The sequence below is a fragment of the Sphingomonas sp. genome (assembly GCF_035944535.1).
Taxonomy (GTDB): domain Bacteria; phylum Pseudomonadota; class Alphaproteobacteria; order Sphingomonadales; family Sphingomonadaceae; genus Sphingomonas_B.
The window spans coordinates 62,577-89,332 of record NZ_DASZBC010000005.1 but is presented as its reverse complement, the minus strand read 5'-3'; the positions used below and the strand labels follow the sequence as shown (position 1 = coordinate 89,332).

The window sequence follows — 26,756 nt, the reverse complement described above, 5'->3', positions numbered from 1 at the left end:
GACCGGGACTTAGCCAAGAATCGACGACGCCAGCACCAACAGCATCTTGACGTCGACGAACATGCCCTCGGCGCGCTTGGCCGCCACGAATACGGGCACCTCGTCGAGAGGAACCCGATGCACCGTAATCCCTTCGTTCGCCTCGCCGCCGCCTTCGCCGACTTTGGTGAGGCCATGCGCCTTCACCAGCGTGAAGGTTTCCGACACCATGCCCGGAGATGAGGCGAAACGGCCGATCACTTCGATCCGCTCGGGCCGATAGCCCGTCTCTTCCTCCAGCTCGCGCGCGGCCGAATCTTCGACCGTCTCGTTCTGGTCTTTGTCGCCGACCAGGCCCGCAGGCAGCTCTAGGCAGGGACCGCCCAAAGGCACCCGATGCTGCTCGACCAGCAGGACGTGACCATCGTCCACTGCCAGGATCACCGCCGCATGGATGTTGTTGGCGCGTCCGACGAACTCCCAGCGGCCCTTTCGCCGCGCCTCGATATAGTTGCCCGACCAGACAGTCTCGATCTCATCCTGGCTCATCGGCTTCCTTTACCCGTTATCCCGAGGAGCGAAGCGACGGAGCAATCCAGCAGCTTGGATGCTCATCGGATTGCTTCGCTTAGCTCGCAATGACGATCACCTACAGCTGGATCAGACGATCGGGCATCTCGTTCGGGTCCGTGCCGGTGTAGGGGAAGTGGGTCGCCAGCACGTCGCCGATCAGGCGCACGGCGTCGGCAATGCCCTGGCCCGGTTGTCCGGCGCGGATGCCCGCTAGCAGTGCAGCCATCGCCTCGCCCCATTCCTCCCCGCCGATCTTCGACTGGATCAGCTCGTCGGCGACGATCTCGGCATGGCGCTCGGCCATGCTGAGGTAAAGCAGCACGCCGCTGCGGGTCGCGGTGCGCCGCTCGGTGCCGACTTGGAAGACCATGATCGCACGGCGGCGGCAGCGACGGGTGCGCGTCTCGTGCGGCGTGATCGCGATGCGGACGCGGGGGAGCCGGAAGATGGCCCACGCGACCAGGAACGCGCTGATCGTTTTGAACAACAGGAACAGCACGATAAGCCGCAGCGGCGGCGCCTCGTCGCCCCAAGGCTCGTGAACGAAAGCCGTTGCCCAGTGCAGCAGGTCCGGAAAGGTCGCAAACAGGGCGAGCGGCAGCAGCGCAACCAGCAGCGCCCAGTGCAGCACGGCATCGGCATAGCTATCGGACTCCGGCGCCACCACGACCGATATCTCGCCGTCGGTCCGCGTCTCTGCCTCGCCGATAGCCGCCGCGACAAGCTCATGATCCTGCACCGTCAGCATCACCAATCCCCCGAGGCGCCGCCGCCCCCGAACGATCCGCCGCCGCCACTGAAGCCTCCGCCCCAGCCGCCGCCTCCGCCCCAGCCCCCACCGCCGCCGCCGAAGATGCCGCCGCTGCTGCGCCCGCGTGCGGCGCTTCCGGCGATCTCGCTCGCGGCCCACAGCCAGATCGGCCAATTGCTGTCACGCGAGTAACGCCGCGAGCCGAACACTCCGCGCTTCTTGCGGCCGCGCCGCATCGACAGGAACACGAACCCGGCGACCATCAGCCAGAAGATCAGTCCGAGGGGCAGGCCGCCGCCTTGGGAAGGCCGGCTGTTCTGCCCGCGCTGTTCCGACAATATCTGGTCCTGGCGGGCCTGCGCCTGCTCCTGCGGCAGTTGCAGCTGTGCAATGATCGCATCGACGCCCGCCTGAATGCCGCCTGGAAAGTCGCCCTGCTGAAAACGCGGCCGCATCTGCTCCCGGATGATCACCGAAGACAGGGCGTCGGTTAGATAGGGCTCGAGGCCATAGCCGACCTCGATCCGCATCTTCCGGTCGTTGGGCGCGACGATCAGCACCACGCCATTGTTCGCGCCCTGCTGCCCGATCTTCCACTCCCGGCCGAGCCGATAGCCATAATCCTCAATGGGATAGCCTTGCAGATCGGGAATGGTCGCGACGACCAGCTGGCGCTTGGTCGAAGTCTCAAGCGTCTCCGATTTGGCGGCGATCGCCGCTTCCTGCTCCGGGCTGAGCAGATTGGCGGCATCGACGACGCGGCCGGAAAGGGGCGGGAAGGTTTGGGCGAGTGCGGGGGAGGCGAGGAGCAGAAGGGCGAGGGCCCACAAGGACCACCAACCGGGTTCGGCCTGAGCCTGTCGAAGGCCTCCCTTCTTCCTTCTGGATTCCCGGAAAGAAAGGGAGGGCTTCGACAGGCTCAGCCCGAACGGAGTGGGAGATGTGAACAGGGCTTTTTGCCTTACTTACCGAAGTCCACGGTCGGTGCCTGGTCGGCATTGGGCGTGGTCGCCTGGAACGGCACCAGCGGCTTGGCGCCGTGCACCAGCTTGGCGCCGATCAGGTCGGGGAAGGTGCGGATGCGCGTGTTATACTCGCGCACCGCCTCGTTATAGTCGCGGATGGTGATGTTGATCCGGTTTTCGGTGCCTTCCAGCTGGCTCATCAGCGTCTGGAAGTTACCCTGGCTCTGCAGCTGCGGATATTGTTCCTGCAGCCGCTGTAGGGGGATGATCGAGGCGGACAGCCGCGCCTGCGCTTCGTTGAAGCGCGCGATCGCGGCAGGGTCGCTCAGTTGTTCGGGGCTGACCGTGATCCGGGTCGCGTTCGCACGCGCTTCGGTAACCTGAGTCAGGATCCGCTCTTCGGAAGCCGCCGCGCCCTTCACGGTGGCGACCAGGTTCGGGATCAGGCTGGCGCGGCGCTGATAGGCGGCCTGCACATCGGCCCAGCGCGCCTTCGCCACTTCCTCGGACGCCGGTACGGTGTTGATGCCGCAGGCCGAGACGGAAAGGGCCAGGGTGGGTGCGGCCAGGGCGGCAAACAGACGTGAAGACATGCAATCTCCTCCCGGTGTGTTGCTGGGGAAATACACCGCGCGCATCCCCCGCGCAATCGCCGTTGCTTTCGGCGCTGTAACGGAAGAGGCTGGATGTGCGTTCCAGCGGGAGGGAAGGATGCTGAAGGGTTTCCGTGAGTTCATCGCCAGAGGCAATGTGCTCGACCTTGCCGTCGCCGTGATCGTCGGCGCGGCTTTTGCGACGATCACGACCTCGCTGACCGAAGATGTGATCATGCCGATCATCGGCGCGCTGACCGGCGGCCTGGATTTCTCGCGCAAGTTCGTCCTGCTCGGCCCCGTGCCCACGGGCTATACGGGCTCGCCGACCGACTATGAGGCGCTGAAGAAGGCAGGGGCGCTGATGCTCGGCTGGGGACGGTTCGTGACGGTCGTGATCAACTTCCTGATCCTCGCTTTCATCATCTACCAGCTCGTCCGCTTCGCCACCCGCACCAGGCTGCGCCACGACGCCGAAACACCAGCGACGTCGGAAGAAGTGGTGTTGCTCAGGGAGATACGGGACGAGTTGAAGGGGCGGGAGGTCTGACACTCGTCATTGCGATCGCAGCGAAGCAATCCAGTGCGGCCCATGAGCTGCATGGATTGCTTCGTCGCTGCGCTCCTCGCAATGACGATTAGGGGGCGTTAGGCCGCGATCGCCTCGACCGCCTCGCTGATCTCCAGCCAGGTCGCCTCGCGCTCCTCGATCGCCTTTTCCAGCCGTCCGCGCCGCTGCATCAGTTCGCTCGTGGAGAGTTTGGCGAGCGCTGGTTCGGCGCTTGACGGATCGAACAAGGCGCGGTCGACCGCACTTCGCTCCGCCGTCAGCTGCGCCAGTTCCGCTTCCAGCGCCCGAACGCGGGATCGCAACTGCTTCGACTGCTCCCGCGCCTCGGCAGCCGCCCGGCGCTGGTCCTTGCGCGCTGCCTTGTCCTGCTTCGGCTCCGGCGAACCGTCGCTGGCGAGGATGAAGCGAACATAGTCATCGAGCGAGCCGTCGAACTCGCGTGCTGTGCCCTGGTCAACGAGCACCAGCCGGTCGGCCGTGGTCTCGACCATGTGCCGGTCGTGGCTGACGATCAGCACGGCACCCGCATAGCCGTTCAGCGCCTGGATCAGCGCCTCGCGCGCATCCACGTCCAGGTGGTTGGTCGGCTCGTCGAGGATCAGCAGGTGCGGCGCATCGCGGGTGATCAGCGCCAGCGCCAGCCGCGCCCGCTCGCCGCCCGAAAGCTTGCCGACCTGCGTCGTCGCCTTGCTGCCCGAAAAGCCGAAGCGGCCGAGCTGCGCCCGCACCGCGGAGGGTGAGGCGCCCTTCATCGCCCGCGTCATATGCTCCAGCGGGGTATCGGCGCTGTCGAGCTCCTCCACTTGATATTGAGTGAAATAGCCGACGCGCATCTTGCCCGAGGCGTTGATCGCGCCCGCCATCGGCGCCAGCTGGGCGGCGAGCAGCCGCGCCAGCGTCGTCTTGCCATTGCCGTTGCGGCCGAGCAGCGCGATGCGATCGTCAGGGTCGATGCGCAGGTTCAGCCGTTTGAGCACCGGCGTCTCCGCATAGCCCACCTCCGCCATGTCGAGTGTGATCAGCGGCGGCCGCAGCGCGTCGGGGCTCGGGAAGTCGAAGCAAAGCGTCGGGTCGTCGAGCAATTCGGCGATCGGCTGCATCCGCGCGAGCGCCTTGGCCCGCGACTGCGCCTGTTTGGCGGTGGAGGCGCGGGCGCTATTACGGGCGATATAGTCCTGCAGCTTCTCGCGTTCCGCCTGCTGCCTGGCGCGTGCGGAGGCGAGCTGGGCCTGGCGTTCGGCGCGCTGCCGCTCGAACGCGTCATAGCCGCCCGGGTAAAGCGTCAGCTTGCCGCGATCGAGATGGAGGATGTGCGTCACGATCTTGTTCAGAAAGTCGCGCTCGTGGCTGACCACCAGGATCGTCGCCGGATAGCTTTGCAGAAAGTCCTCCAGCCACAGCACCGCTTCGAGATCGAGGTGGTTGGACGGCTCGTCGAGCAGCAGCAGGTCGGGCTGCGAGAAGAGCAGCGAGGCGAGCGCCACGCGCATCCGCCAGCCGCCCGAGAAGCTGTCGAGCGGCCGGTGCTGCGCCGCTTCGTCGAAGCCGAGGCCGACCAGGATCCGCGCCGCCCGCGCCGTTGCGGAGTGCGCCGAGATCGCCTGCAGGCGTTCATGGATTTCGGCGAGCCGGTCGCCGCCCGCGTCCTCCGCCTCCGCCAGCAGCGCGGCCCGCTCGGTGTCGGCAGCCAGCACCGTTTCCAGCGGCGTCGCGCTGCCTGCCGGCGCGTCCTGCGCGATATAGCCGAGCCGGGCGTCGCGCGGCATCTCCGCACCCCCTTCGTCCGGCTCCAGCATGCCGGCGACCACCCGCATCAGAGTCGTCTTGCCAGCGCCGTTACGGCCGATCAGCCCTACTCGCGCACGCGGCGGCAGCGCGGCGGAGGCACCGTTCAGGATCGTCGCGCCGCCCAGGCGGACGGTGATGTTGTTGAGATTAAGCATGATCGCGCAGCCCTTAGCCCAGGATGCGCTTCACTTAAATCGTCATCCCCGCGAAAGCGGGGACCCAGAAGGGAAGAGAAAGCTGGGTTCCCGCTTTCGCGGGAATGACGAGGAAATCGGAAATCGGGGTAGGCGAGACGGACTTGGCGTCGCGGCCTGCGACACCTATATACCGTAGTGCCGGGCTCGCTCGGCTATGGCGATAAACTGCGGCGTACAATAGGCGCAGCGGACCCGGGGGCAGTACCCGGCGGCTCCACCAGAAGCCCGCGTCAAGCGGTCTCCTGACGGGGCCGAACCAGGATCGACGTGTGTTGAAAAGCGCTGTTTTCGCTCGGAATGGGACCACCGTGACGGCCCATACACAAGTGCCAACGATAACGAGGCGCTCGCGATTGCTGCTTAATCCCAACCCTCACGGGTAAGATTAAGTAGGCCAAAAGCGCGGTTCGGGCCGCACCGGGCAACAGAAGCGGATTCCGGCGGTACGGGGAGCACCGAGCAACAGAAGCTCCCCACTTTCATCGCTCTCGACACTGGATTCGTCGATCCCTGCGGAACATCGCGCGGCCGCGGCGCGCTTGATCCGCTTGACCGGCAACCGAGGAGCCAAAGCCATGCGACGCACGATCGCCATCCTCGCCCTCGCGCTTGGCTCTGCCTGCAGCGAAAAGGAAGAGATTGCCGAGCAGGTGGAGGAACGTGCCGACAGCCGCGCCGATGCGATGGAAGAAGCCGGCCGCTCCATGACCAACGCGCTGCAGCAGAATGTCGTCGAGCAGCAGGCCCGCACCGTCCGCGAGGCCGGCGAGGAGCGCGCGGAGGCAATCCGCGAGTCCGAACTCGATCCTAACGCGCTCACCGACGCGCAAAAGAATAGGCTCGTCGCCGGCGATCCGGGAACACCGGTCAAAAACGCGCGTTAATTCAACGTCACTCGACGGCAGCATAGAATAACCCGACACACTCGGGTCGCACTGGCCGGCGTTCCTCAGGGGGCGCCGGCCGACTTGCATCCGCCGCCCTCCAGACCCATGCACTTCGGGCAGGCCGCTGAAACAATCCGGCAATATAGCAACACTTTGAAACTGGAGATTGAGCAACGGTCTGGCTAACGGGCCCCGCGTCATGAACTCACGCCCAGACGATCGTCGCATTCGATGACCAGGGACACGATCGGATTCCGTCAGGCCGGGCGTTGGTTGCGGGAGATTGTCGGGCCGGACTTCGGCTATATCCGCCTTGGCGCGATCTATACTGTCGCGATCAGCCTTTTGTCGCTGGCGACCCCGATCTCCGTACAGTTATTGATCAACAGCGTCGCCAACACTGCATTGCCGGCGCCGCTTTGGACCTTGTCTGGTGTGCTGCTGCTGCTGCTGTTGCTGGTGGCGGCGCTCAGCGCCTTTCGTGTGCACCTGATGGCCGCATTCGAGCGTCGGGTGTTCGCGCGCGTCGTTGCCGAGATCACGATTCGTGCTGTGCACGCGCAGAACCCGTTCTTCGGCGACGCCAATCGGAGCGATTTGTTTAACCGCTATTTCGATCTCACCGCCGTGCAGAAGGCGGTGCCCAGCCTGGTGATCGGCGCGTTCACGATCGTGCTGCAGGGGGCAGTCGGGCTCGCCATCACCACTTTCTACCATCCCTTTTTCCTCGCCTTCAACCTGGCGCTGGTGACGGTGCTTGCGACGGTTTGGCTGGTCTGGCGGCGGGGCGCGATCACCTCGCGGGTCGCGCTCAGCCATGCCAAGCACGACACCGCGCGCTGGCTGGAGAGCGTCGGCGGCTCCAACGGCTTCTATAAGTCCAGCCACCATCTCGGCTTCGCGATGGACCGGTCGGAGACGGTGACCGCCGCCTATGTCGCGGCGCATCGACGCTATTTCCGTTATAGCTTCGCCCAGACGCTCGCCTTTTTCCTGATCTATGCCGTCGCGAGCGCAGCCCTGCTGGCGTTGGGCGGCAATCTGATCCTGCGGGGAGAGCTGTCGATCGGCCAGCTTGTCGCGGCGGAGCTGATCCTCTCGGGCGTCTTCTACGGCATCTCTCAGCTCGGCTGGTATCTCGACACTTTCTATGACCTCGTCGCCTCGTCAGAGGAACTGTCGCTGCTCTTCGCCATTCCTCAGGAGCCGGCCCGCAGCGGCGGCGAGCGTCCCCGCGACGGCGCCGTCAGGCTGCGCGGCGTCGCCGTGGACGGCGCCGCTTTCGACTTCGAGCTGCGCGCGGGCGAGCAGCTGGTGGCGGTACCGGAGCCGGGCATCGACCGCCTGCTCGCGATGGTGCTGAAGCGCCATGTCACGCCGACGCAGGGGCTGGTATCCGTGGGCGGCGCCGATCTCGGTGTGCTCGACATGTATCTGCTGCGCTCCGAGGTAATGGTGCTCGACCGGCCGAGCATCGTCGAGGTGACGATCCGCGATTATCTGACGCTCGCAGCGCCCGATGCGCCGCCCAGCGCCATGCTCGACGCGTTGGAACTGGTCGGGCTGATGGAGCGGATCGCGACGCTGCCAAAGGGCCTCGATACGCAGCTCGCCGCATCAGGCTGGCCGCTTTCGATCGGCGAGATGATGGAGCTGAAGCTTGCCAACGCCCTGCTCAGCCGGCCGCGAGTGCTGATGCTCGGGCAGTTATTCGACGTGATGCCGAGCGAGCGGCTGCTGCAGGTGCTCGACCTGCTGCGGCGGAGCGGGACCAGCGTGATCCTGTGCACCGGGCGGCCGGAGGCGATCACGCTCGATGGCTGGTTCTGGCTGGGGCGAGAGCGTCAGCAGCGCTTCGACACTCTGAGCGATCTGCAATCCTTCATGCGCACACGGGCGGGAACGCATGCCGTATCGGCCTGAACATATCGCGCATTTTCAGACCTTGGCATCGCTGCGGCCGCCGCGAGCGACGGTTGCGCTCGCCTGGATGCTGCTGGTCGGCATGGCCGTGTCCATCGCTATCTTGTTCTATGTGCCCTGGGTGCAGACCGCGCAGGGCAGGGGGGCAGTCATTGCGCTCGATCCCGATCAGCGGCCTCAGGAAGTGACGGCGCTGGTTCAGGGCCGGGTTGAGCGCTGGTATGTGCAGGACGGTCAATATGTCGAAGCGGGCGCTCCGATCGCCCGCGTCGTCGATGTCGACCCGAACCTGCTCGCCCGGTTGGCGGCGGAGCGGGCGCAGGTGGAAGCGGAGATTGCCGCCTCCCGTCAGTCCCAGGCTGTCGCCGGCATCGATGTGCGCCGCACCGCCCAGCTTCTTTCGGAAGGCTTGGCGGCGCGGCGCGATTACGAGCAGGCGCAGATCAAGGTCGCCGATGCGGGCGCCAAGCTGGCCGAGGCACGGGCGAAGCTCAGCCGCATCGACGTGCAGATCAACCGCCAGTCTGCCCAGCTGGTCCGCGCGCCGCGCGCCGGCCGGGTCCAGCAGCTGAACGCAGCGGCCGGTGGCGCCTATGTCTCGGCCGGGTCCGTGCTCGCCATCGTCGCACCGGAGCGGGTCGAGCGCGCCGTCGAACTCTACGTTGACGGCCGCGACGTGCCGCTGGTCCGACCGGGCCGTCCAGTGCGGCTGGAGTTCGAGGGCTGGCCCGCAATCCAGTTCAGCGGCTGGCCCTCGCTGGCGCAAGGGCTGTTCGACGGTCGCGTCCGCGCGCTCGATCCGACCGCGCGCGCCGACGGGCTTTTCCGCGTCATCGTCGAGCCGATGCCGGGCAAGCCTGCCTGGCCGGGCGCCCGCTATGTCCGCCCCGGCGGCAAGGTGCGCGGCTGGATCCAGGGCGAGACGGTCACCTCCGGCTACGAACTCTGGCGTCAGCTGAACGACTTCCCGCTCGACTTCGGCGCCGCGCCGCAGGCGGGGCCGGACGAGAAGGAGCAGAAGCAGTGAGGCTCCTCCTCCTCCTCCTCGCTCTCCTGGTCCTCGCTGCGCCTGTGGGCGCCGCGCCGCTGTCGCTGGAGGAGGTGCTGCAATCCTCCGCCCGATCGCAGCCGCAGATCGTGGAGGCGCTCGCCCGCGTCCGCCAGGCCGAAGGTCGCGCTCTGTCGGCCGAAGGCGCGTTCGACACCGTGTTCGATGTCGACGCGCGGAGCCGCGTGGCCGGCTTCTATGGTGGCACCGTCGTCGACGCGCGCGCGACGCGACCGCTGACGGCTAATGGCGGCTATCTCTATGGCGGTTACCGCGTCTCGCGCGGCGGCTTTCCCATCTATGAGGACCAGGCCTTCACCAACCGCCTGGGTGAGATCAAGGTCGGCGGCCTCTTTTCCTTGCTGCGCGACCGGCTGGTCGACGAACGCCGCACCCGCCAGAGTCTTGCCGCCGCCGATATCGACATTGCTCGCTTCGAGGCGCAGGCGGTCGCGATCGGCGTGCAGCGCCGCGCGATCGACGCCTATCAGGCCTGGGTTGCCGCTGGCCTGCGCCTGCGCGCCTATCGTGAGTTGTTCGACCTAGCCGAAGACCGTCGCGGCGCCATCGCCCGCCAGGTCCAGCTCGGCGCCCGCCCCGACATCCTCCTCACCGAAGCCGACCAGAATCTGGTCCGCCGCCGCGCACTGGTTGTACGCGCCGAGCAGGAGCTCGCCGCCGCTGCCAACACGCTGTCGCTGTTCCTGCGTGACGCCGACGGGCGTCCGGTGCTCGCCGCCCCCGACCGGCTCCCCGCCAGCGCCGACGCCCTCACCCAGCTGAACGCCCTGACCGCCCCCGGCACCGCCTCCCGCCCCGATCTCGCCCTGCTGCTGCGGCGCATCGACCAGGCCGTAACGCGGCTCGCGCTGGCCGAGAACGACCTGCGCCCTCGGCTCGATCTCCGCGGCGAGGCGAGCAAGGATCTGGGCGACGAAGGCCGCGGCGGCAGCAGCCGCACGCCGCTGGAGGCGATCGTCGGCGTCCGTTTTTCGGTCCCGCTGCAGAACCGCGCCGCCAAGGGACGCGTCGCCGAGGTTCGCGCCGAAATGGACGCGCTGCAGACCCGCTCCCGCTTCCTGCGCGAACAGATCGCCGTCGAGGTGGAGGGCATCGTCATCACGATCGGTGCTGCCGAGCGGCTCGTCATGGCGGCGGCCGAGGAGCAGGCGCTGGCCGCTCGCCTCGCCGCCGCCGAGCGTCGCCGCTTCGAGCTCGGCTCGAGCGACTTCTTCCTGGTCAATCAGCGCGAGGAAGTGGCGACCGATGCCGCCGTGCGCCTGATCGACGCCCGCGCCCGCATCGCTGCCGCCCGCGCGGAGCTCGCCGCCGCGACCGGCGATCTCGCCACGCTCAAACTCGATCCGCGTTAGACACCCCCGGCCGCGCCATGCCGCCTGGTGCCCGCTCCGCCTCGATCCGCACGCCGAATTGCGCAAGCCGCTTGGTCAGCGCCGCCAGCAGTTCCTCGATGGCACGCGCTAAACTTCTTCGACATGACCGACCCGCCCCCCGCCTAATGAGGCAGCCGAGATATGCCGGTAGAGGCCGTGCAGGGCAGCGCCGCGTGCGAGGGCTGCGGGCGCGCAGCCCCGTTCGGTGGGCAAAGCTACGGCAAACGCACGCGGCCGGACGGCGGCGCCACAGTGCCGATCGACGACGCGGATTCACTCCGCGTCGGCTGTGCGCCCACGTGGGACGCTAGAGGCGCCGCCAGCGCTCCCGGAAATCTAACACTCGTTCAGGAAGCTTGGCTTATGTCCGCTATCGACCCATTCTGGACATTCCGGGGCGGGCGCACGCGAGATCCAGGCGACCGTCCGAGACGGGTGGAAAGCGGGCCGTCGCCCTCGGCTCGTTGGGGTGGCAGACCTGACGGATACACTCCCCCAACTAGGTCAGCGCGACTTGGATGGGCTTCGCATGGCCGAGTACGCGGCGGCGGGCCACGATGTCGGCTTCCAAGAGGATCAGCCGGGCGCGGCCGGTGAGCAGAACCCTTGTATCGGGGCGGGGTACGTCGCCGGCTAGGCTGAGCTGGATGCGGACATCTTCACGTTCGTCGCAAAGCCGCGAAAGGGTGCGGTCATAATCGAGAGCCATGATAAGTCTCCTTCGCCGCGTACGGCATTGATGAATGTCGTCGATGTCCAGCTTGGCTTGGAGGAGCGCGTCATGCGTACGACCCGGACGACGATCGCCTTTGCTTATCCGGCTCGCTTCAAGGGCATCGATGAAACCTTCCCTGCTGGCACTTACGAGCTGGAGACTGACGAGGAAGTCAGCGAAATGGGCGATCAAACTGTATATCGCCGCGTGCGCACCCTTCTGCTGGTCAAGACCCTTGGGCAGGTCAGAACAGTAGATGTGAAGCCGAGTGAACTCGACGCAGCCATAGACAGGGATGCTGTCCAAGCCGCTGCCGGATAGGTCAAGCTGAACGAGATTCGCGGGTCACCTTCCAATCAAGGCCGGGGAGCTTCTCCATTGCTCGCCCGCACGTTGCGCATGCGCTGGCGAAGCGGCCCCGATCCCAATGGTTCCGAGCCGGGTCGGCCGTATGGCGGCCAATCAGGTCGTGGAGCAGGTTAGCCACTGATGATCGCTCCTCTGGCACTTTCGGCCCGCCTCGCCGCGTGCAATGCATCCCTTGCGGTCGTGTAGCGATAGCCTTTCCAGTGGTAATAGGTGGCAGTTGTCTCGGTGATGCCCAGCCGCTCCATGTCGGCCGCCTCGTCCGAGAACGGGTCTGAGACAGTCCTGGTGATGTTCGCCATCTTCGGCCTCCTTTATTTGCTCACGATCTTCGCCCGGCACCCTTGGTGCCGCGAACGTTCGTCGCCGCAAGAGCCGCCGCTTGGGCAGCGTCATGACGGAGAATCTGAGCTGTTGTACCGATATCGGGGAGCCTGAGCCCATCCTCTGCCGACGTTGTCCGAAAGTTCATGCGAAAAGCTCCTTCGTTGTCGAAAGGATTAATCCCTTCTGTCACGAGATGAGCGTAAATCATTCCGGTGATGTGCTCTTGTAACACGGTTCAATGAAAGGTTCGCATTGTTTTTTGCAAACCATCGCCTGGCTTCCCCTTTATCCGTGAGGAGCCAATTAGAGATGACAATTACATGCGGTCTTTTGGAGGCAGACATGCTACAGCCCTGACATCACGTGCGGTCGTGGCGCGCTTCCCGTGACAGAGAGCTGATCCCGGCTTTCGCAAAGGGAAGCCAATACCATGGATATCATCAAGCTCCTGGCTGGCGAGCAGCAAGCGCTGCTCCAGGCCAGGTTTGGCACGCCTGCAAACCGTTCAACGCATGTCGCGAATGCGATCCGCTTCGCCCAAAAACTAATGGATACGCGCTACCCTCACCGCGACGTGCACCAGATCGCGACTGCCTGAGCAAGACTTCATAAAAGGAGTGTAAACAGCATGAGCCGAGCATTGAATCTGAGTGTCAGCCGGGCGGAAGTAGAGGCCGCTGCATCGAGGCAGAACGCGCGGATAACATCGATAGAGTCGCTGCACCCTGCAGGGACCAGGGTCGTGTTCGCTAGCGCTGATGCCGCGTCCCAATTTGCCAGAGCTTTCAAGGCGCAAATCTTGGCGGGCAAAATAACTCGGGTGCCGCTCCGCACCCGGGGAACTGTCTAGGTGAACGACAACGATTATTCGGGGTCCGGGCGGTCAGACCCGTTTGCACAGGGGATGGCCGCGTTTCGCGACCAGCTCGATCGTGAAACCTGTCCCTATCCGAGTGCGCATGTGGAGGCGCGAAGTTGGGCGGCCGGATGGGATCACGGCGCCTTCAAGGCGGACGGTCCCGCGCCCGAGATAGCGGAAGGCGTTCCACCGAGAAGGACCAAGCCGTGGTCGGATATGGAACGAGCAGTGATGCTGTCGCTCGCGCGTGGCGGTGAAGGTTTGACCAACCTCTCGGCTCGCATGGGACGCCCCGCGCAATTGATCCGCGAAGAGTGCAATCTGATAGGCTTTACGATGACGGAAGATCAGTTGAGCCGCTAGCTGAAGCCCCCCCAAGGTTGTTGTTTCACCGTCAGGACTGGTATTGCTGTTTCGGATACCTCGCATAGCAAGCATCGTCCGGAACGGCTTGCAGGCCTCGGCGACTGAGAGGCCCTTGCGCTCCCGCCTGATCGGCTGGAGCTATCATGACTCGCTACTTCTTCCACGTGCAGGATGGGCTGAGTACCCAGACCTCCAGGGCACAGTCCAGGACACCCTTGCTGAGGCTCGGCGCGAGGCCGCTCGGTTCGCCGGTTCACTGCTTTCCGAGAAGCCGGAAACCTTCTGGCAGTCGAGCGAATGGATCATGCGCGTCACCGATGACAGGGACTTGACGCTTTCCGAGCTGCGGTTCTTTGCGACCGAAGGGGCCACTGGGGGTCGGTAGTCGGTGACGCGACGAGTCCGCTTTAGGTCGTTAGCGGACGCCGCGTTGCGATTGGACCGAGATTCCGCTTTCTCGGGCCTCGGGCCAGGAGCTGACCGTACGCTTCCGGCCAGTTTCGGTCATCCTGGGCGCAGTCTGTGAAGGGCGGATGTGGGCGCGAACCCGCGGCCAGAGACGAGACCCCTTCGCCTCAAAGAGCCAAACCAAAAAGGCCCCGCATCGCTGCGGGGCCTCTTCGTTTCGCTCAGGGCCAAAACCCAAGCCTTACTCGTCGCCACCCTTCAGGAAGGCCGGCGCGAACTCAGGTTCGGGGCCGTCGTCGCGGGCGCCGTCCGAGCGTCCGCCTTCGCGGCGCGGGCCACGGTCGCTCCGCTCGCCATCCCGGCGCGGACCCCGGTCGCCGCCACGGCCGCCGCGGTCGCCGTCACGGCGTGGGCCGCGATCGCCGTCGCGGCGCGGGCCGCGGTCGCCACGCGGGCCACGGTCGCGGTCGCCGCCTTCGCGAGGCTCACGGGCCGGACGCGTGTCTTCCAGCTCGGCGCCGGTTTCCTGGTCGACGACGCGCATCGACAGGCGAACCTTGCCCCGCTGGTCCACTTCCAGTACCTTGACCTTTACTTCCTGGCCTTCGGACAGGACCTCGCCGACATTGGCCACGCGCTCGTTCTTGATCTCGGAGACGTGGACTAGGCCGTCCTTGCCGCCCATGAAGTTCACGAACGCGCCGAAATCGACGATGTTGACGACCTTGCCGGTGTAGATCTTGCCGACTTCCGGTTCCTCGACGATGCCGCGGATCCAGTTACGCGCGGCCTCGATCTGGTCGAGGTCGGACGAGCTGATCTTGATCAGGCCTTCATCGTCGATGTCGACCTTGGCGCCGGTCTGGGCGACGATCTCGCGGATCACCTTGCCGCCGGTGCCGATCACGTCACGGATCTTCGCCTTGTCGATCTGCATCGTCTCGATGCGCGGCGCGTGCGCCGACAGCTCGGAGCGGGTCTCGCCCAGAGCCTTGGCCATTTCGCCAAGGATGTGCGCGCGGCCGTCCTTCGCCTGGGCAAGCGCGGTGCGCATGATTTCCTCGGTGATGCCAGCGATCTTGATGTCCATCTGCAGCGAGGTGATGCCGACTTCCGTACCGGCGACCTTGAAGTCCATGTCGCCCAGATGATCCTCGTCGCCGAGAATGTCCGAGAGAACTGCGAACTCCTCGCCTTCCAGGATCAGGCCCATGGCAATGCCGGAGACAGGGCGCTTGATCGGCACGCCGGCGTCCATCAGCGCAAGGCTGCCGCCGCACACCGTCGCCATCGACGAGGAGCCGTTGGACTCGGTGATGTCTGAGGTGACGCGGATCGTGTAGGGGAACTCGTCCTTGGTCGGCAGCACTGCATGCAGCGCCCGCCAGGCGAGCTTGCCATGGCCGACGTCGCGGCGGCTCGGCGCGCCGAAGCGGCCCACTTCGCCGACCGAATAGGGCGGGAAGTTATAGTGCAGCATGAAATGCTCGTACGAGAGGCCGTTCAGCCCGTCGATCATCTGCTCTGCGTCCTTGGTGCCGAGGGTGCAGGTGGCGATGGTCTGGGTCTCGCCGCGGGTGAACAGGGCGGAGCCGTGCGCGCGCGGCAGGAAGTGGACTTCCGCCTGGATGGGACGAACGGTCTTGGTGTCGCGGCCGTCGATGCGGCGGCCGTCCTTCAGGATCGCGCCGCGGACGATCTTGGCCTCGAGCTTCTTCACCAGCTTCAGCGTGCCGAGATACTGGGCGGGATCGCTTTCCTTCAAGTCGGCAAAGGCCTCGCGCGCCTTGGTGCGCGCTTCGTTCAGCGCGTTCTGGCGCTCCGACTTGTTGGTCAGCTTGTATGCCGCGGCGATGTCGGCGCCGATCACGTCGTTCAGCTTGGCCATGGTCGCGGCCTGGTCTTCGACGGGAGCAAGGTCCCACGGGTCCTTCGCCGCCTGCTCCGCGAGGTCGATGATCGCGTCGATCACCTTCTGGCTCTCGCGGTGAGCGAACATGACCGCGCCCAGCATCACCTCTTCCGACAGCTCCTTGGCTTCGGATTCGACCATCATCACGGCGTCCTGGGTGGCGGCGACGACCAGGTCGAGCTCGCCTTCCTTCACCTGCGCGTCGGACGGGTTGAGCTGATACTCGCCGTCCTTGTAGCCGACGCGGGCGGCGCCGATCGGGCCCATGAACGGCACGCCCGAAAGGGTGAGCGCGGCCGACGCGGCGATCATCGCCAGCACGTCCGGCTCATTCTCGCCATCATAGGACATCACCTGCGCGATGCAGTTGATCTCGTTATAAAACCCCTCAGGAAAGAGAGGCCGAACCGGACGGTCGATCAAGCGGCTGATCAGCGTCTCACGCTCAGTGGCGCCGCGCTCGCGCTTGAAGAAGCCGCCGGGAATGCGGCCCGCGGAGGAGAATTTTTCCTGATAGTGGACCGTCAGCGGAAAGAAGTCCTGGCCTTCCTTGACCGACTTGGCGGCGGTGACAGCGCACAGCACGACAGTCTCGCCGAGGGTCGCGATCACTGCGCCGTCGGCCTGGCGGGCAACCTTGCCCGTTTCGAGTGAAAGGGTTTTTCCGCCCCACTCGATCGTCACTTTCTTTGCATCAAACATCTGGTTTCCTTCATCCGCGGGACCTTCCCGCGGGGCCTGTCATGGACCCGTCATGGGTCCGTTAGGTGAGCCGATGCGGCTCAGCCGAGGGCGCCGAATTGCAGCCCGCGGATAGAGAAACGGCCGCCATTCGGCGGCCGTCCCGATTACTTGCGAAGGCCGAGCTTCGCGATGAGAGCGGTGTAGCGCTCGGCATCCTTCTTGCGGAGATAGTCCAGAAGGCTGCGGCGCTTGTTGACCAGCATCAGCAGGCCACGGCGGGAATGGTTATCCTTCGCGTGCGTCTTGAAATGCTCGGTAAGGTTCTGGATGCGCTCGGTCAGGATGGCGACCTGCACTTCGGGGGAACCGGTGTCGCCCGATGCGCGGGCATTGTCCTGGATCAGCGCCTGCTTGCGCTCTGCGGTAACCGACATCGTGGTCCTTTCGATTAGAGGTTGAAGCCGCGCACCACCCGGACAATGCCGGATTGAACCTCCGCCAGCGCCACCGGAGTTTCGTCCAGAACGCACAAGCATCGGCCATCGGAAGCGGCGATCCCGACCAACTGCTGCCCACTACGGAGCAGCCCTGCCTGATCGGGGGTGAGGGAAAGAGCCGGGATGTCGTCCAGCCCCGCCCTCAACGGCAGAAGTATCTGTTCAAGCGCGTGCCCCTTAGCGAGTTCGTCCAGTTTGTCCATCGAAATCGCCGGGGCCAGGGTGAATGGCCCCGCCTTGGTGCGCCTGAGATAAGTAACGTGACCGACCGTTCCAAGAGCATGCGCGATGTCCCGGGCGAGCGAGCGGATATAGGTGCCCTTGGACACATGGGCGGTAAGCGTGACTTCGTCGGTAGACGCTTGGCTTGCAACTTCGAGCGTGTGCACCGTCACGGATCGTGAGGCCAGGGAGACCTCCGTACCGGCGCGCGCAAGATCATAGGCCCGTTCGCCACCGACCTTAAGCGCGGAATAGGCTGGTGGCACCTGCTCGATCGGACCGGTGAAGTGCAGCAACACTGCTTCTATCTCTTCCAGCGTCGGGCGCACGTCGGATTGGGCGATCATCCGCCCTTCGGTGTCGAGCGTGTCGGTTTCCTCGCCGAAGCGGATCGTGAAACCATAGATTTTGTCGCTGTCGAGCAGGCGGCCGGCGAGCTTCGTCGCTTCGCCTATGGCAACCGGCAACACGCCGGAAGCGAGCGGATCGAGCGTGCCGCCATGGCCGACCTTCAGCTTGCCATAACCGCCGGTGCGCAGCGCCCGCTTGACCGCGCTAACCGCCTGGGTGGAACCGAGTCCCAGCGGTTTGTCCAGAATGATCCAGCCGTGCACCAGTTCAGGGCGTGGGCGTCGCCGTGGCTGCCCGCGCGCGCAACCCCTCAGGAGTCAGCAGCGCGTTTTTGACCAGTTTTGCGGGTGGGCCGAGCGGCGGGAGGGCGACGCCGCCGACCGTTACATTCAACACCTCTGGCCGGCTGAAGGTGAGCTTCGGCTCCTGCGCATCCGCCGGAACCTGGTAGCTTTCGCCTGCCTTCAACGCTTTCTGCACCAACGCCTTTCCGCTCGCATCGGTGACCTTAATCCAGACCTCATCGGTGGCGGTCAGTACGACAGGGCCAGAGGCCGGCCCCGCAGCAGGAGTGGGCCCACGGGCCGGTCGCGGTGTCGCCTTGGGCGCGGCCGTCACAATCGGCGCGGCGTCGTCCTCGCTGCTCCAACTCGCCCGCCAGATTCCGTAACCCGCGAGGATCAGTACGGCCACCAAAGCTGCGACCCAGGCGAGCGAACGCGGCGGCACACGGGCCGGGTCGGCGGGTTCGAAGGCCTGATAAGCGTGCCGTTCGCGGCCGCTTTGCTCCAACTGAGCGCGGACCGAAGCTGCGATGGCGACCTCGTCGGCGCCCACAGTTCGGGCAAAGGCGCGTGCGAAGCCGACGCTGTACGTCGTTGACGGGAGTGCGTTGAAGTCGTCGCGCTCTATCGCCTCAAGATGTCGCTGAGGGATGCGCGTGCGGGCGGCGACTTCTGCCAGGCTCAACTTCGCCCGTTCGCGCGCGTCGCGAAGCTGCGACCCTGCGCTCAGGGCGCCGGCCTCGATCGCCTCAGTTCCGTCCATTGACCCTCTCCACGGGGTGCGCCCTGTCGCGCTTGTCACAAGAGGCCGCCGCGCTTGTCAACTCACGCCAGCTCGACTGCATGACGCTCCGCCCAGTCGGTGAGCGTCTGGCGCATGTTCGAGGGAGGGTTTGCAAGCCACCCGTCCATCGCGGGGCGCAGGGCAGCAAGGTCAAGCGAGCGCACCATCGCCTTGATCGGACCCACCGCGATGGGCGTGATCGAAAGCCGCTCGATGCCCAGGCCAAGCAGAGCCATGGCCTCTAGCGTCCGTCCGCCCATCTCGCCGCACACGGTCACCGGCACGCCGTGCTCGCGCGCCGGGACGACGACGCGCCGCAGGAAGCGTAGAATGGCCGGGGACAGCCAGTCATAGCGTTCCGCAAGCTTCGGGTGCGCGCGGTCGGCCGCGAATAGGAATTGAGTGAGGTCGTTGGTTCCAATCGAGAGAAAGTCGAGTTTTGGCAGCAGCACGTCCAGCCATTCGGCAAGCGCGGGCACTTCCAGCATGGCGCCGTAGCGGATCTGGGTCGGCAGAGGGCGATGCCGCGAGGCAATCCACTCCCGCTGCGCCTCGAAGATCGACCGGGCCTGGTCGAACTCCCACGGCTCGGACACCATCGGGAACATGACGTTCAGGGTACGGCCAGCGGACGCCTCGAGCAGCGCCCGCGCTTGCGCCTTCATCAAGCCATCGCGCTCCAGGGCGACGCGGAGCGCGCGCCAGCCCATGGCCGGGTTCTCCTCGCCCATATCGTCGGCGCGCATATAGGGCAGCGCCTTGTCGCCCCCGATGTCGACGGTACGGAAAACCACCGGCCGGTCCCGCGCCGCATCCAATATGTCACGGTAGAGCCGCTGCTGACGCTCGCGCTGCGGAAGGGTGGCGGAGACGAGGAACTGGAACTCGGTGCGGAACAGCCCGATGCCGTCGGCGCCGGTCAGGTCGAGCGCGGCGGCGTCGTCGCGCAGCCCGGCGTTGACCATCACCGTCACGCGCTGACCGTCTTTGGTGACCGGGGGAAGGGCGCGCTGGGCAACATAAGACGCGCGGCGCTTCTGGCTCAGTGCCAGCTTCGCTTCGAACGCTTCCTCCATCGACGTGCTGGGCCGCACGAATATAGCGCTCTGATTGGCGTCGAGCAGCAACAGATCGCCTTCGCCGATCAGGCGCCGCACATCCTTGACGCGGCCAAGCACCGGCACACCCATCGCCCGCGCGACGATGGTGACGTGTGCGGTCAGCGATCCTTCCTCCAGGATCACGCCCTTCAGCCGCCGCCGATCATATTCGAGCAGTTCAGCCGGCCCCAAATTGCGCGCGATCAGGATCGTGTCCTGGCGCAATCCCATTTGCGCGGCGGTGCCGAGCTGGCCGGAGACGATGCGGAGCAGACGGTTCGCCAAATCCTCCAGATCGTGCATGCGGTCAGCGAGCAGCGGATCGTCGATCTGCCGCATCCGCATCCGCGTGCGCTGCTGCACGCGCTCGATCGCCGCCTCGGCGGTCAGGCCGCTGTCGATCGCCTCGTTGATGCGCCGCGACCAGCCCTCGTCATAGGCAAACATCTTGTAGGTCTGGAGGACCTCGTCATGCTCGCCGCCGACGCCGAACTCGGCCTGCGCCGCCATGGTGTCGATCTGCTCGCGCATCCGGGCAAAGGCGGAATAGACCCGCCGCCGCTCGGCCTCTGTGTCCTCCGCAACGGTGTGTTCGATCGTGATGCGAGGTTGGTGAAAGACGGCGACGCCCCGTCCCATGCCGTCAACAAGCTTCTGGCCGGCAAGCCGCAATGCGGCGGTCGAAGCAGGGCGGCTGCTGCCGCTCGCCGCGCCGTCGACCAGTCCGGCATTGGCGATCAGTTCGGAGATCACCATCGCGACCGTCTGCAGCGCCTCGATCTCGACATCCTCGTACCGCCGGGGATCGGTATGCTGGACGCAGAGCACGCCGACCGCGCGCTCGCGGCGAATGATCGGAACGCCGGCAAAGCTGTGGAACCGCTCTTCGCCCGTCTCCGGCTTGTAGGCGAAGTCGGGATGGGAAGCGGCTTCGTCGAGGTTCAGTATCTCGACCCGTTCGGCGATCGATCCGACCAGGCCTTCCCCGAGCGCGAGCTTGGTGACGTGAACTGCTTCCTGGCTGAGGCCCCGCGTCGCGAACAGTTCAAGCACGCCGTCGCGCAGAAGGTAGAGCGAGCAGACCTCGCTCGATGTCGCCTCGCCGATGATGTTGACGACCTGGTTGAGCTTCGTCTGCGCATTGGCGCGCGACGCCATCACGTCGTGAAGCCGCGTAAGGATTTCGCGGGCCGAGGTTGCGGTGCTGACCGGCATGCTCACCTGCTAGCAAAGCAGGTGCCGCGCGTCAGGCCAATTCGCTGCGCAAAGCGTAACGCTCGACCAGTTCGTAACTCGCGCCGGCTTGAGTCAGATGACTTTCGTAGAGGCCGAACTCCGTAACGGCGAAGCGCGGACTGGTCAGACCTGCGTGAAGGGAGAGAAAACCGTCCAGTCCGCCGATGTCCCGGCCGAAGCGGGCCACAGTGATGTGGGGCAGATACGCCCGCCGTTCAGGCTCGAGACCGGCGCGGACCAGCGCGTGGTCGATCTTACGGTGGAGGTGCGCCAGCTGATCGTGCGGCCGGACGCCGGCCCAGAGCGCATTGACGCGGCCGCGGGAGCCGAACTTGCCCAAGCCGTCCAGCGCGATCTCGAAGGCCGAATGAAGCACCGTACCGAGTGCCGCGGCCACATCGTCCGCCACCCTCGCATCGACTTCGCCGATGAAGCGCAGGGTGATGTGCAGTTGCTCGTCATCCTGCCAGCGGGCGCCGGATACGCCCTCCATCAGATCAAGTAGCTGCTCGCGTATGGCCACAGGCGGGCGGATGGCGACGAAGAGGCGGTGCATGGGGCGACTATACACCGTCATCCCGAACTTGTTTCGGGGATAAGGGTGGTCCCAAGCGCCATCTACCCGTCGAAGTTCAGCCCGCCGGAAGCCTTATCCCGAAACAAGTTCGGGATGACGCCCAAGACGGAACCTTTGTAACAAAATGTCTCCATGTCGTGTTTCGCTTGAAAGCGAACGCTTGAAGAACGATATTCCGGCCATCCGGCACTGTGCCGGGCAAAGGAGAGTTACTTCGATGGCAAATTGGACTGACCCCCGTGCGACCGTATCGGCGCCGTCGTCGGTCGGAACCCGTCAGGCCACTTATGATGCTGGCCTGCGGAGCTATATGCTGTCCGTTTACAACTATATGGCGTCCGGAGTCCTGCTGACCGGCATTGTCGCGCTGGCCTTCGCAAGCTCGGGTCTCGCGCAGCAGGTGCTGGCGACACCCTTGCGCTGGCTGATCATGCTGGCGCCGCTCGCTTTCGTGATGGTGCTGAGCTTCGGCATCAACCGGCTGAAGACGAGCACGGCGCAGGCGCTGTTCTGGGCCTTCGCGGTGGTGATGGGCCTGTCGATGTCGTCCATCTTCCTGGTCTTCACCGGCACCTCGATTGCGCAGACCTTCTTCGCGACGGCGGCGGCTTTCGCTGGCCTGAGCCTGTGGGGCTACACGACCAAAAAGGATTTGTCGGGCTTCGGCACGTTCCTGATCATGGGCGTGGTAGGCATTCTGGTCGCGGTGATCATCAACATCTTCCTGCAGTCGAGCGCGCTCGGCTTTGCGATCTCGGTGATCGGCGTGCTGCTGTTCGCGGGCCTGACCGCCTATGACACGCAGCGGATCAAGAGCATGTACGCCTATGTCGCGGGCACCGACATGATGGGCAAGACTGTCATCATGGGCGCGTTGTCGCTCTACCTCGACTTCGTGAACATGTTCACTTTCCTGCTGAACTTCATGGGCAGCCGCGAATAAGCGACCGACCTTCTGAACAGAAGGGCCCGGCGGGGAAACTCGCCGGGCCTTTTCGTTTCTACTGGCCGAAGCCGGGTTCCGCGGCGCGGCGCAGCGCCTCCCGGGCAGCGGCGAAGAGCGCGCCGGCCTTGGCTTCGCACTCGCGCTGCTCATAGGCCGGGTCGCTGTCGGCAACGATGCCTGCGCCCGCCTGGACGTGCATGGTGCCGTCCTTCACCACGGCGGTGCGCAGCACGATGCAGCTGTCCATCGAACCGTCCGGTGAGAAATAGCCGACGCCGCCCGCATAGGCGCCACGTGTTTCCGGCTCTAGTTCTGCGATGATCTCGCAGGCGCGGACCTTCGGTGCCCCGGAGACCGTTCCGGCCGGGAAGCCCGCGAACAGCGCATCGATGGCGTCCCGGTCAGCCGGCAAGCGTCCGACCACGTTCGAAACGATGTGCATGACGTGGCTGTAGAGCTCGACCGTGTAACTGTCGGTCACCCGTACGCTGCCTGCCTCGGCCACCCGCCCGACATCGTTGCGGCCGAGATCGAGCAGCATCAGATGCTCGGCGCGCTCCTTCGGGTCGGCGAGAAGACTGTCACGGTTCTCCGCATCTTCGGCGGCGCTCTTGCCGCGAGGGCGCGTGCCGGCGATCGGGCGGATCGTCACTTCGCAGTCCCGAGCGCGCACGAGGATTTCGGGGCTGGAACCGATCAGTGCGAAGCCGGGCAGGTCGAGGAAGTAGAGGAAGGGCGAGGGGTTGATCCGCCTGAGCGCCCGGTAAAGGTCGAATGGCGGCAGGGGGAAGGGCGCGGTGAAGCGCTGCGCCAGCACGACCTGGAAGATGTCGCCGGCGCGGATATAGTCTTGAGCTCGCGAGACCATGTCGCGGTAGCGGCCCTCCGCCATGACGGGCTCCAACAAGCTCCGTTCGCTTCGAGCGAAGTCGAGAAGCGCCTGGTCGCGTGACTCCGTTTCTCGACTTCGCTCGAAACGAACGGGTGAGGAGAGTCGCGCCGCCGCAGCATCGATCCTGTCCCAGGCATCGGCCACCCGCGCGCCCGGCTCACCATCGCCCGGCCAAAGCGGCGCGATCAGGAACAACTCGTCCGCCAACCGATCGAACACCAGGATCAGGGTCGGGCGTACGAACAGCATATCAGGGAGGTCGAGCGGGTTCGCAGGCGGGCGGGGCAGACGCTCGATCAGCCCGACCGTCTCATAGGCGAAATAGCCGACCAGGCAGGCAAGCGCACGCGGCAGCTCGGGCGGGACTTCGGCCCGGCACCCGGCGACCAGCGCCCGGAGCGCCTCCACCGGACCTGCGCTCAGCTCCCGGCCATTGACCTGTGCCTTGTCGCCGTGTGCGGTGAAGACGAGGTCCGGGGCGAGGCCGATCAGGCTGTGCCGCCCGCGGGTCTGGCCGCCCTCGACCGATTCCAGCAGGAAGTCGCCGCGACCGGGTTCGATCAGCGCCAGAGCAGCCGAAACCGGCGTATCGATGTCGGCGATCTGCCGGCGCCAGACAAACGCCGGACGGCTTGCCGCGAGTGCGGCGACACATTCGGCATCGTCGCTGCGCTCGCGTGTCACTGTGCGAGCGCGTTTGTGCCGATCAACTCGCTCTTCAGCCGTGCGACGGCCGCGGCGTTCACGTCGATGCCGACCGAGCGGCGGGCGGCTGCCGCGAGCTGCTGCGTATATTCCTGACCCAGAACGGGAGCGAGTTGTGCGCGCGTCGCCTGGATCAGCTGCGGCTGGCCGCGTGCATCACCGGGCACGATATTGTCCACGGTCACGACATACCAGCCGCTGCGATCCGGCGCGGCGACGATCTTGGCCTTGCCGCGCCGCGTCCCGAACATGGCGGCGAGCTGGGGGGCTACCGGCCGGCCTTGCTGCAGCGTCTCGCCGCGGCGGCCGCTCAGCGCAGTGGGAGCCGGAAGCGGAGCGCCGGCGGCAGCTGCGGCCTGAGCAAGTTGGGCGCCATTGTTGACGCGCGTCGCGATTGCCGCGGCGGCGCGTTGTGCCCCAGCGAGTCCGCGCTCGGTGAGCAGGTCGGCGACGACCTGCTCACGAATCTGGGCGAGCGGACGCGGCGCCGGTGCGATCACCTGCTGCGTCTTGACGATCGCGGCGACGCGGTTCGGCACCACTTGCTCGACGACCGGGTCGTCCTCGGCCTCCATCGAGAAGCCGGACTTGACCACGCCGGCGAGATCCGGAGCGGGCGGAGCGTCCCCGCCATCCGGGCTGCGGCCTGTGGCGAGAAGCGGCGAGGTCACCAAAGGTTGGAGCTTTGCGGCAGCCACGGCCTCGTCGAAGGTCGCGCCGCCGTTCAGCGCATCCTCGACCTTGGCGACGGCGTCGGCCCAGGCCTGTTCCGACATGCGGGCTTTAAGCTGAGTGACGAGCTCGCCCCGAACCTGATCGAGAGTCCGGGCGGCGGTGTTTGTCACCGCATCGACACGGACCACGTGCCAGCCGAGACCGGAGCGGGCCGGGGCAGCGACCTTGCCCTGAGCGGTGCCGAAGACGGCTGCCGCGACCGCCGCAGAGCTGGCCTTGGCGTAATCGTCGCGGGTCTGATCGTTGAGCGTGACGGACTCAAGGCCAAGCGCGCGCGCCGCATCGGCGATCGGCGTGCCGCTGCCGATCCGCCCCGCCAGCTCTCGCGCCTGCGCTTCCGTCGGAACGATCACCTGGCTGATCGTCCGCGTCTCCTTGCCGGCATATTGCGCCTGATTGGCTTGGAACGCGGCAACAATTTCCTGCTCGCTTGGCTGCGCGGCGGCTTCGAACGTGGCGCGGTCGATCAGCGCATAGCGGATCACGCGACGCTCCTGGATGGTATAGCGGGCGGCGTTGCGGCGGTAGAAGTCGGCGATCTCCGCATCGGTAGGAGTCGTGCCGCGAAAGGCGGCGGCTGGGACGAACTGCGCACGCCCGCTGCGCTGCTCCAGCAGCATCGAGGCATAGGGGAGGGCGAGGCTCGCCGGCGCCAAGGCCGCGCCGGTCGAAGGCACCAGCACCTGGCTCAAATAGAGGTCGCGGGCGAGATCGGCGCGCAGCTGCTTCTCCGACACGCGCTGGCGAGCCAGAAAGGCTTCATAGGCGCTCTGGTCGAACTGGCCGTTCAGCCCTTTGAAGGCAGGCGCGGCGGCGATCTGCGCGTCTTCCATTTTGCGGCTGACGCCGATGCCTTGCGCGCGTGCGAACTGCTCGACAGCGAGGCTGTCGGTCATCTGCGCGACGACCTGGTCGACGCCGCCCTGGCGGACGAATTGCTGGATCGTCAGCTCTGGCCGCTCCTGCCGGGCATTGTCATAGGCGCGCTGCACGCGGTCCTGCAGTTCGGCATAGCTGATGCTGGCGCGGCCGACCTTGGCGACCGTGTCGCCGCTCGCGGTGCCGCCGCTGAAGCCGAGATTTTGGATGTCCGCGGCGGCGAAGCCGAACACGAGCGCTGCAAGGAAGAGTGCGAAAACGAGGCCGCCCAGCTTGGATTTGGACAGGCGGCGGAAGAAGTTGAGCATTGAGCGTCCAGGTCAGCAGGGAAAGCCGTGCTTTAGGGCGCACCGTCCGGGCGGACAAGCGGGGTGCTTGCGCGCCGGCCCCACGCTCCCCTAACCGGCCTGTTCAATCAGGTGAGGATCGGACGACATGACGCGACGCAAGCTGGTGGCGGGCAACTGGAAGATGAACGGCAGCCTGGCTCAGCTCGCCGAGTTGGACGCGATCGCAGCGGCGGCGCGTACCAACCCGGAGGTCGACGTCGCCATCTGCCCGCCTTTCACCCTGGTCGCGCCTGCCGCGGCGCGGGGCAATCTGAGCATAGGCGCGCAGGACGTGCACCCAAACGACAAGGGCGCGCATACCGGCGACGTCTCCGCCGCGATGCTGAAGGAAGCGGGTGCGAGCCTCGTCATCGTTGGACACAGCGAGCGGCGCACCGACCATGCCGAAACCAGCGCGCTGGTGCGGGCCAAGGCTGAAGCGGCGATCGGCGCAGGCCTCATCGCGATCGTCTGCATCGGCGAGACGGAGGAGGAGCGGCTCGCCGGCCGGGCGGTGCAGGTGGTGGAGGAACAGCTTAACGGCTCCATCCCGCCGGGTGCGACTGCCGAGCGTCTTGTCGTCGCCTATGAGCCGGTCTGGGCGATCGGCACCGGGCGAACGCCGACCGTGCAGGATGTCGCCGAGATCCATGCCGCCATCCGCGCCAAGCTGCGCGGGCTGCTTGGTGACGCTGCCGATCAGGTCCGCATCCTTTATGGCGGGTCCGTCAAGGCATCGAACGCGGCCGAGCTGATGGCCGTACCGGACGTCGACGGTGCGCTCGTGGGAGGCGCCAGCCTTACCGCGGCCGACTTCGTCCCGATCGTCGTGGCTGCAGCGAAGGGCTGAGCGGCCGATTGCCAAAGCCGAGGCCGAACGTAAAAGCGGGCAGGATCTCGCCGGGAGGGTTAA

26 protein-coding genes and 1 other RNA gene are annotated in these 26,756 nt (G+C 65.9%); 12 read left to right on the top strand and 15 right to left on the bottom strand.

The features are described from left to right. Positions 1-9: 9 nt before the first annotated feature. The 4 genes from VGT77_RS04080 to VGT77_RS04065 all read right to left on the bottom strand — a co-directional run bounded on the left by VGT77_RS04080 (position 10) and on the right by VGT77_RS04065 (position 2,861). On the bottom strand, positions 10-528 hold the full coding sequence (locus tag VGT77_RS04080) for an NUDIX hydrolase (protein ID WP_327459834.1): 519 nt from the start codon (positions 526-528) through the stop codon (positions 10-12). Between the two features lie 100 nt (positions 529-628). Continuing rightward, positions 629-1,300: a hypothetical protein gene (locus VGT77_RS04075; protein ID WP_327459832.1), complete on the bottom strand. Its 672-nt coding sequence runs from the start codon at positions 1,298-1,300 to the stop codon at positions 629-631. Beyond that, positions 1,300-2,133, bottom strand: a complete 834-nt coding sequence (locus VGT77_RS04070) for a TPM domain-containing protein (RefSeq protein WP_327459830.1) — start codon at positions 2,131-2,133, stop codon at positions 1,300-1,302. The genes VGT77_RS04075 and VGT77_RS04070 overlap by 1 nt, the downstream gene beginning before the upstream one ends. A 131-nt stretch (positions 2,134-2,264) precedes the next feature. Continuing rightward, the gene (locus tag VGT77_RS04065) at positions 2,265-2,861 is read right to left on the bottom strand and encodes a LemA family protein (protein ID WP_327459828.1); all 597 of its coding nucleotides are present in this window, start codon (positions 2,859-2,861) and stop codon (positions 2,265-2,267) included. Positions 2,862-2,979: 118 nt separating this feature from the next. Here VGT77_RS04065 and mscL point away from each other — a divergent pair, with 118 nt between their 5' ends. Further along, a complete protein-coding gene (mscL, locus tag VGT77_RS04060; RefSeq protein WP_327459826.1) occupies positions 2,980-3,411 on the top strand; it encodes a large conductance mechanosensitive channel protein MscL in 432 nt (143 codons plus the stop codon). Positions 3,412-3,509: 98 nt separating this feature from the next. On the opposite strand, the gene VGT77_RS04055 is transcribed toward mscL, so the two are convergent. Next, positions 3,510-5,375 (bottom strand): ABC-F family ATP-binding cassette domain-containing protein, encoded by a 1,866-nt coding sequence (locus tag VGT77_RS04055; RefSeq protein WP_327459824.1) that lies wholly within the window; start codon positions 5,373-5,375, stop codon positions 3,510-3,512. Between the two features lie 139 nt (positions 5,376-5,514). On the opposite strand from VGT77_RS04055, the gene ssrA reads away from it, so the two are divergent. From ssrA to VGT77_RS04030, 5 genes are all read left to right on the top strand, one after another. Next, positions 5,515-5,856: a transfer-messenger RNA gene (ssrA, locus tag VGT77_RS04050) on the top strand. A 136-nt stretch (positions 5,857-5,992) separates the two neighbouring features. Continuing rightward, a complete protein-coding gene (locus tag VGT77_RS04045) occupies positions 5,993-6,301 on the top strand; it encodes a hypothetical protein (protein WP_327459822.1) in 309 nt (102 codons plus the stop codon). Positions 6,302-6,535: 234 nt separating this feature from the next. Further along, entirely contained in the window at positions 6,536-8,227 is a 1,692-nt protein-coding gene (locus VGT77_RS04040) for an ABC transporter ATP-binding protein (RefSeq protein ID WP_327459820.1), read from the top strand. After that, positions 8,211-9,254: an efflux RND transporter periplasmic adaptor subunit gene (locus VGT77_RS04035; protein WP_327459819.1), complete on the top strand. Its 1,044-nt coding sequence runs from the start codon at positions 8,211-8,213 to the stop codon at positions 9,252-9,254. The genes VGT77_RS04040 and VGT77_RS04035 overlap by 17 nt, the downstream gene beginning before the upstream one ends. Next, positions 9,251-10,648 carry a TolC family protein gene (locus VGT77_RS04030; RefSeq protein WP_327459817.1) on the top strand — a complete coding sequence of 466 codons (1,398 nt, stop codon included), beginning with the start codon at positions 9,251-9,253 and terminating at the stop codon, positions 10,646-10,648. The genes VGT77_RS04035 and VGT77_RS04030 overlap by 4 nt, the downstream gene beginning before the upstream one ends. Before the next feature lie 520 nt (positions 10,649-11,168). Here VGT77_RS04030 and VGT77_RS04025 read toward each other — a convergent pair. Then, complete coding sequence (locus VGT77_RS04025; RefSeq protein ID WP_327459815.1) at positions 11,169-11,378, bottom strand: hypothetical protein; 210 nt, start codon at positions 11,376-11,378, stop codon at positions 11,169-11,171. Positions 11,379-11,408: 30 nt separating this feature from the next. Between VGT77_RS04025 and VGT77_RS04020 the strand changes: the two genes are divergently transcribed. Further along, complete coding sequence (locus VGT77_RS04020) at positions 11,409-11,705, top strand: hypothetical protein (RefSeq protein ID WP_327459813.1); 297 nt, start codon at positions 11,409-11,411, stop codon at positions 11,703-11,705. 158 nt (positions 11,706-11,863) lie between these two features. On the opposite strand, the gene VGT77_RS04015 is transcribed toward VGT77_RS04020, so the two are convergent. Continuing rightward, positions 11,864-12,052 (bottom strand): hypothetical protein, encoded by a 189-nt coding sequence (locus VGT77_RS04015; RefSeq protein WP_327459811.1) that lies wholly within the window; start codon positions 12,050-12,052, stop codon positions 11,864-11,866. 455 nt (positions 12,053-12,507) lie between these two features. On the opposite strand from VGT77_RS04015, the gene VGT77_RS04010 reads away from it, so the two are divergent. The 3 genes from VGT77_RS04010 (at position 12,508) to VGT77_RS15585 (ending at position 13,687) form a co-directional block, all read left to right on the top strand. Beyond that, a complete protein-coding gene (locus tag VGT77_RS04010; RefSeq protein ID WP_327459810.1) occupies positions 12,508-12,675 on the top strand; it encodes a hypothetical protein in 168 nt (55 codons plus the stop codon). 252 nt (positions 12,676-12,927) lie between these two features. Then, positions 12,928-13,299: a hypothetical protein gene (locus tag VGT77_RS04005; protein WP_327459808.1), complete on the top strand. Its 372-nt coding sequence runs from the start codon at positions 12,928-12,930 to the stop codon at positions 13,297-13,299. A gap of 43 nt (positions 13,300-13,342) precedes the next feature. Further along, complete coding sequence (locus VGT77_RS15585; RefSeq protein ID WP_414713355.1) at positions 13,343-13,687, top strand: DUF6894 family protein; 345 nt, start codon at positions 13,343-13,345, stop codon at positions 13,685-13,687. 264 nt (positions 13,688-13,951) lie between these two features. Here VGT77_RS15585 and pnp read toward each other — a convergent pair whose 3' ends face one another. The 6 genes from pnp to thpR form a co-directional block, all read right to left on the bottom strand. Beyond that, positions 13,952-16,324 carry a polyribonucleotide nucleotidyltransferase gene (gene pnp / locus VGT77_RS04000; protein ID WP_327459806.1) on the bottom strand — a complete coding sequence of 791 codons (2,373 nt, stop codon included), beginning with the start codon at positions 16,322-16,324 and terminating at the stop codon, positions 13,952-13,954. A gap of 146 nt (positions 16,325-16,470) precedes the next feature. After that, entirely contained in the window at positions 16,471-16,740 is a 270-nt protein-coding gene (gene rpsO / locus VGT77_RS03995; protein WP_327459804.1) for a 30S ribosomal protein S15, read from the bottom strand. Positions 16,741-16,754: 14 nt separating this feature from the next. After that, positions 16,755-17,639, bottom strand: coding sequence for a tRNA pseudouridine(55) synthase TruB (gene truB / locus VGT77_RS03990; RefSeq protein WP_327459802.1), 885 nt, complete (start codon positions 17,637-17,639; stop codon positions 16,755-16,757). A gap of 4 nt (positions 17,640-17,643) precedes the next feature. Beyond that, the gene (locus VGT77_RS03985; protein WP_327459800.1) at positions 17,644-18,423 is read right to left on the bottom strand and encodes a helix-turn-helix domain-containing protein; all 780 of its coding nucleotides are present in this window, start codon (positions 18,421-18,423) and stop codon (positions 17,644-17,646) included. Between the two features lie 62 nt (positions 18,424-18,485). Further along, complete coding sequence (ptsP, locus tag VGT77_RS03980) at positions 18,486-20,759, bottom strand: phosphoenolpyruvate--protein phosphotransferase (RefSeq protein WP_327459798.1); 2,274 nt, start codon at positions 20,757-20,759, stop codon at positions 18,486-18,488. A gap of 31 nt (positions 20,760-20,790) precedes the next feature. Continuing rightward, the gene (thpR, locus tag VGT77_RS03975; RefSeq protein ID WP_327460121.1) at positions 20,791-21,336 is read right to left on the bottom strand and encodes an RNA 2',3'-cyclic phosphodiesterase; all 546 of its coding nucleotides are present in this window, start codon (positions 21,334-21,336) and stop codon (positions 20,791-20,793) included. 238 nt (positions 21,337-21,574) lie between these two features. Here thpR and VGT77_RS03970 point away from each other — a divergent pair, with 238 nt between their 5' ends. Next, on the top strand, positions 21,575-22,300 hold the full coding sequence (locus VGT77_RS03970) for a Bax inhibitor-1/YccA family protein (RefSeq protein ID WP_327459796.1): 726 nt from the start codon (positions 21,575-21,577) through the stop codon (positions 22,298-22,300). A 58-nt stretch (positions 22,301-22,358) separates the two neighbouring features. On the opposite strand, the gene VGT77_RS03965 is transcribed toward VGT77_RS03970, so the two are convergent. Together VGT77_RS03965 and VGT77_RS03960 are read right to left on the bottom strand one after the other, a co-directional pair. Continuing rightward, the gene (locus tag VGT77_RS03965) at positions 22,359-23,879 is read right to left on the bottom strand and encodes an anthranilate synthase component I family protein (RefSeq protein WP_327459794.1); all 1,521 of its coding nucleotides are present in this window, start codon (positions 23,877-23,879) and stop codon (positions 22,359-22,361) included. Further along, on the bottom strand, positions 23,876-25,822 hold the full coding sequence (locus tag VGT77_RS03960; protein ID WP_327459792.1) for a peptidylprolyl isomerase: 1,947 nt from the start codon (positions 25,820-25,822) through the stop codon (positions 23,876-23,878). Before VGT77_RS03960 ends, VGT77_RS03965 begins: the two co-directional genes overlap by 4 nt. Before the next feature lie 127 nt (positions 25,823-25,949). Between VGT77_RS03960 and tpiA the strand changes: the two genes are divergently transcribed. After that, on the top strand, positions 25,950-26,693 hold the full coding sequence (gene tpiA, locus VGT77_RS03955; RefSeq protein WP_327459790.1) for a triose-phosphate isomerase: 744 nt from the start codon (positions 25,950-25,952) through the stop codon (positions 26,691-26,693). Positions 26,694-26,756: the final 63 nt, after the last annotated feature.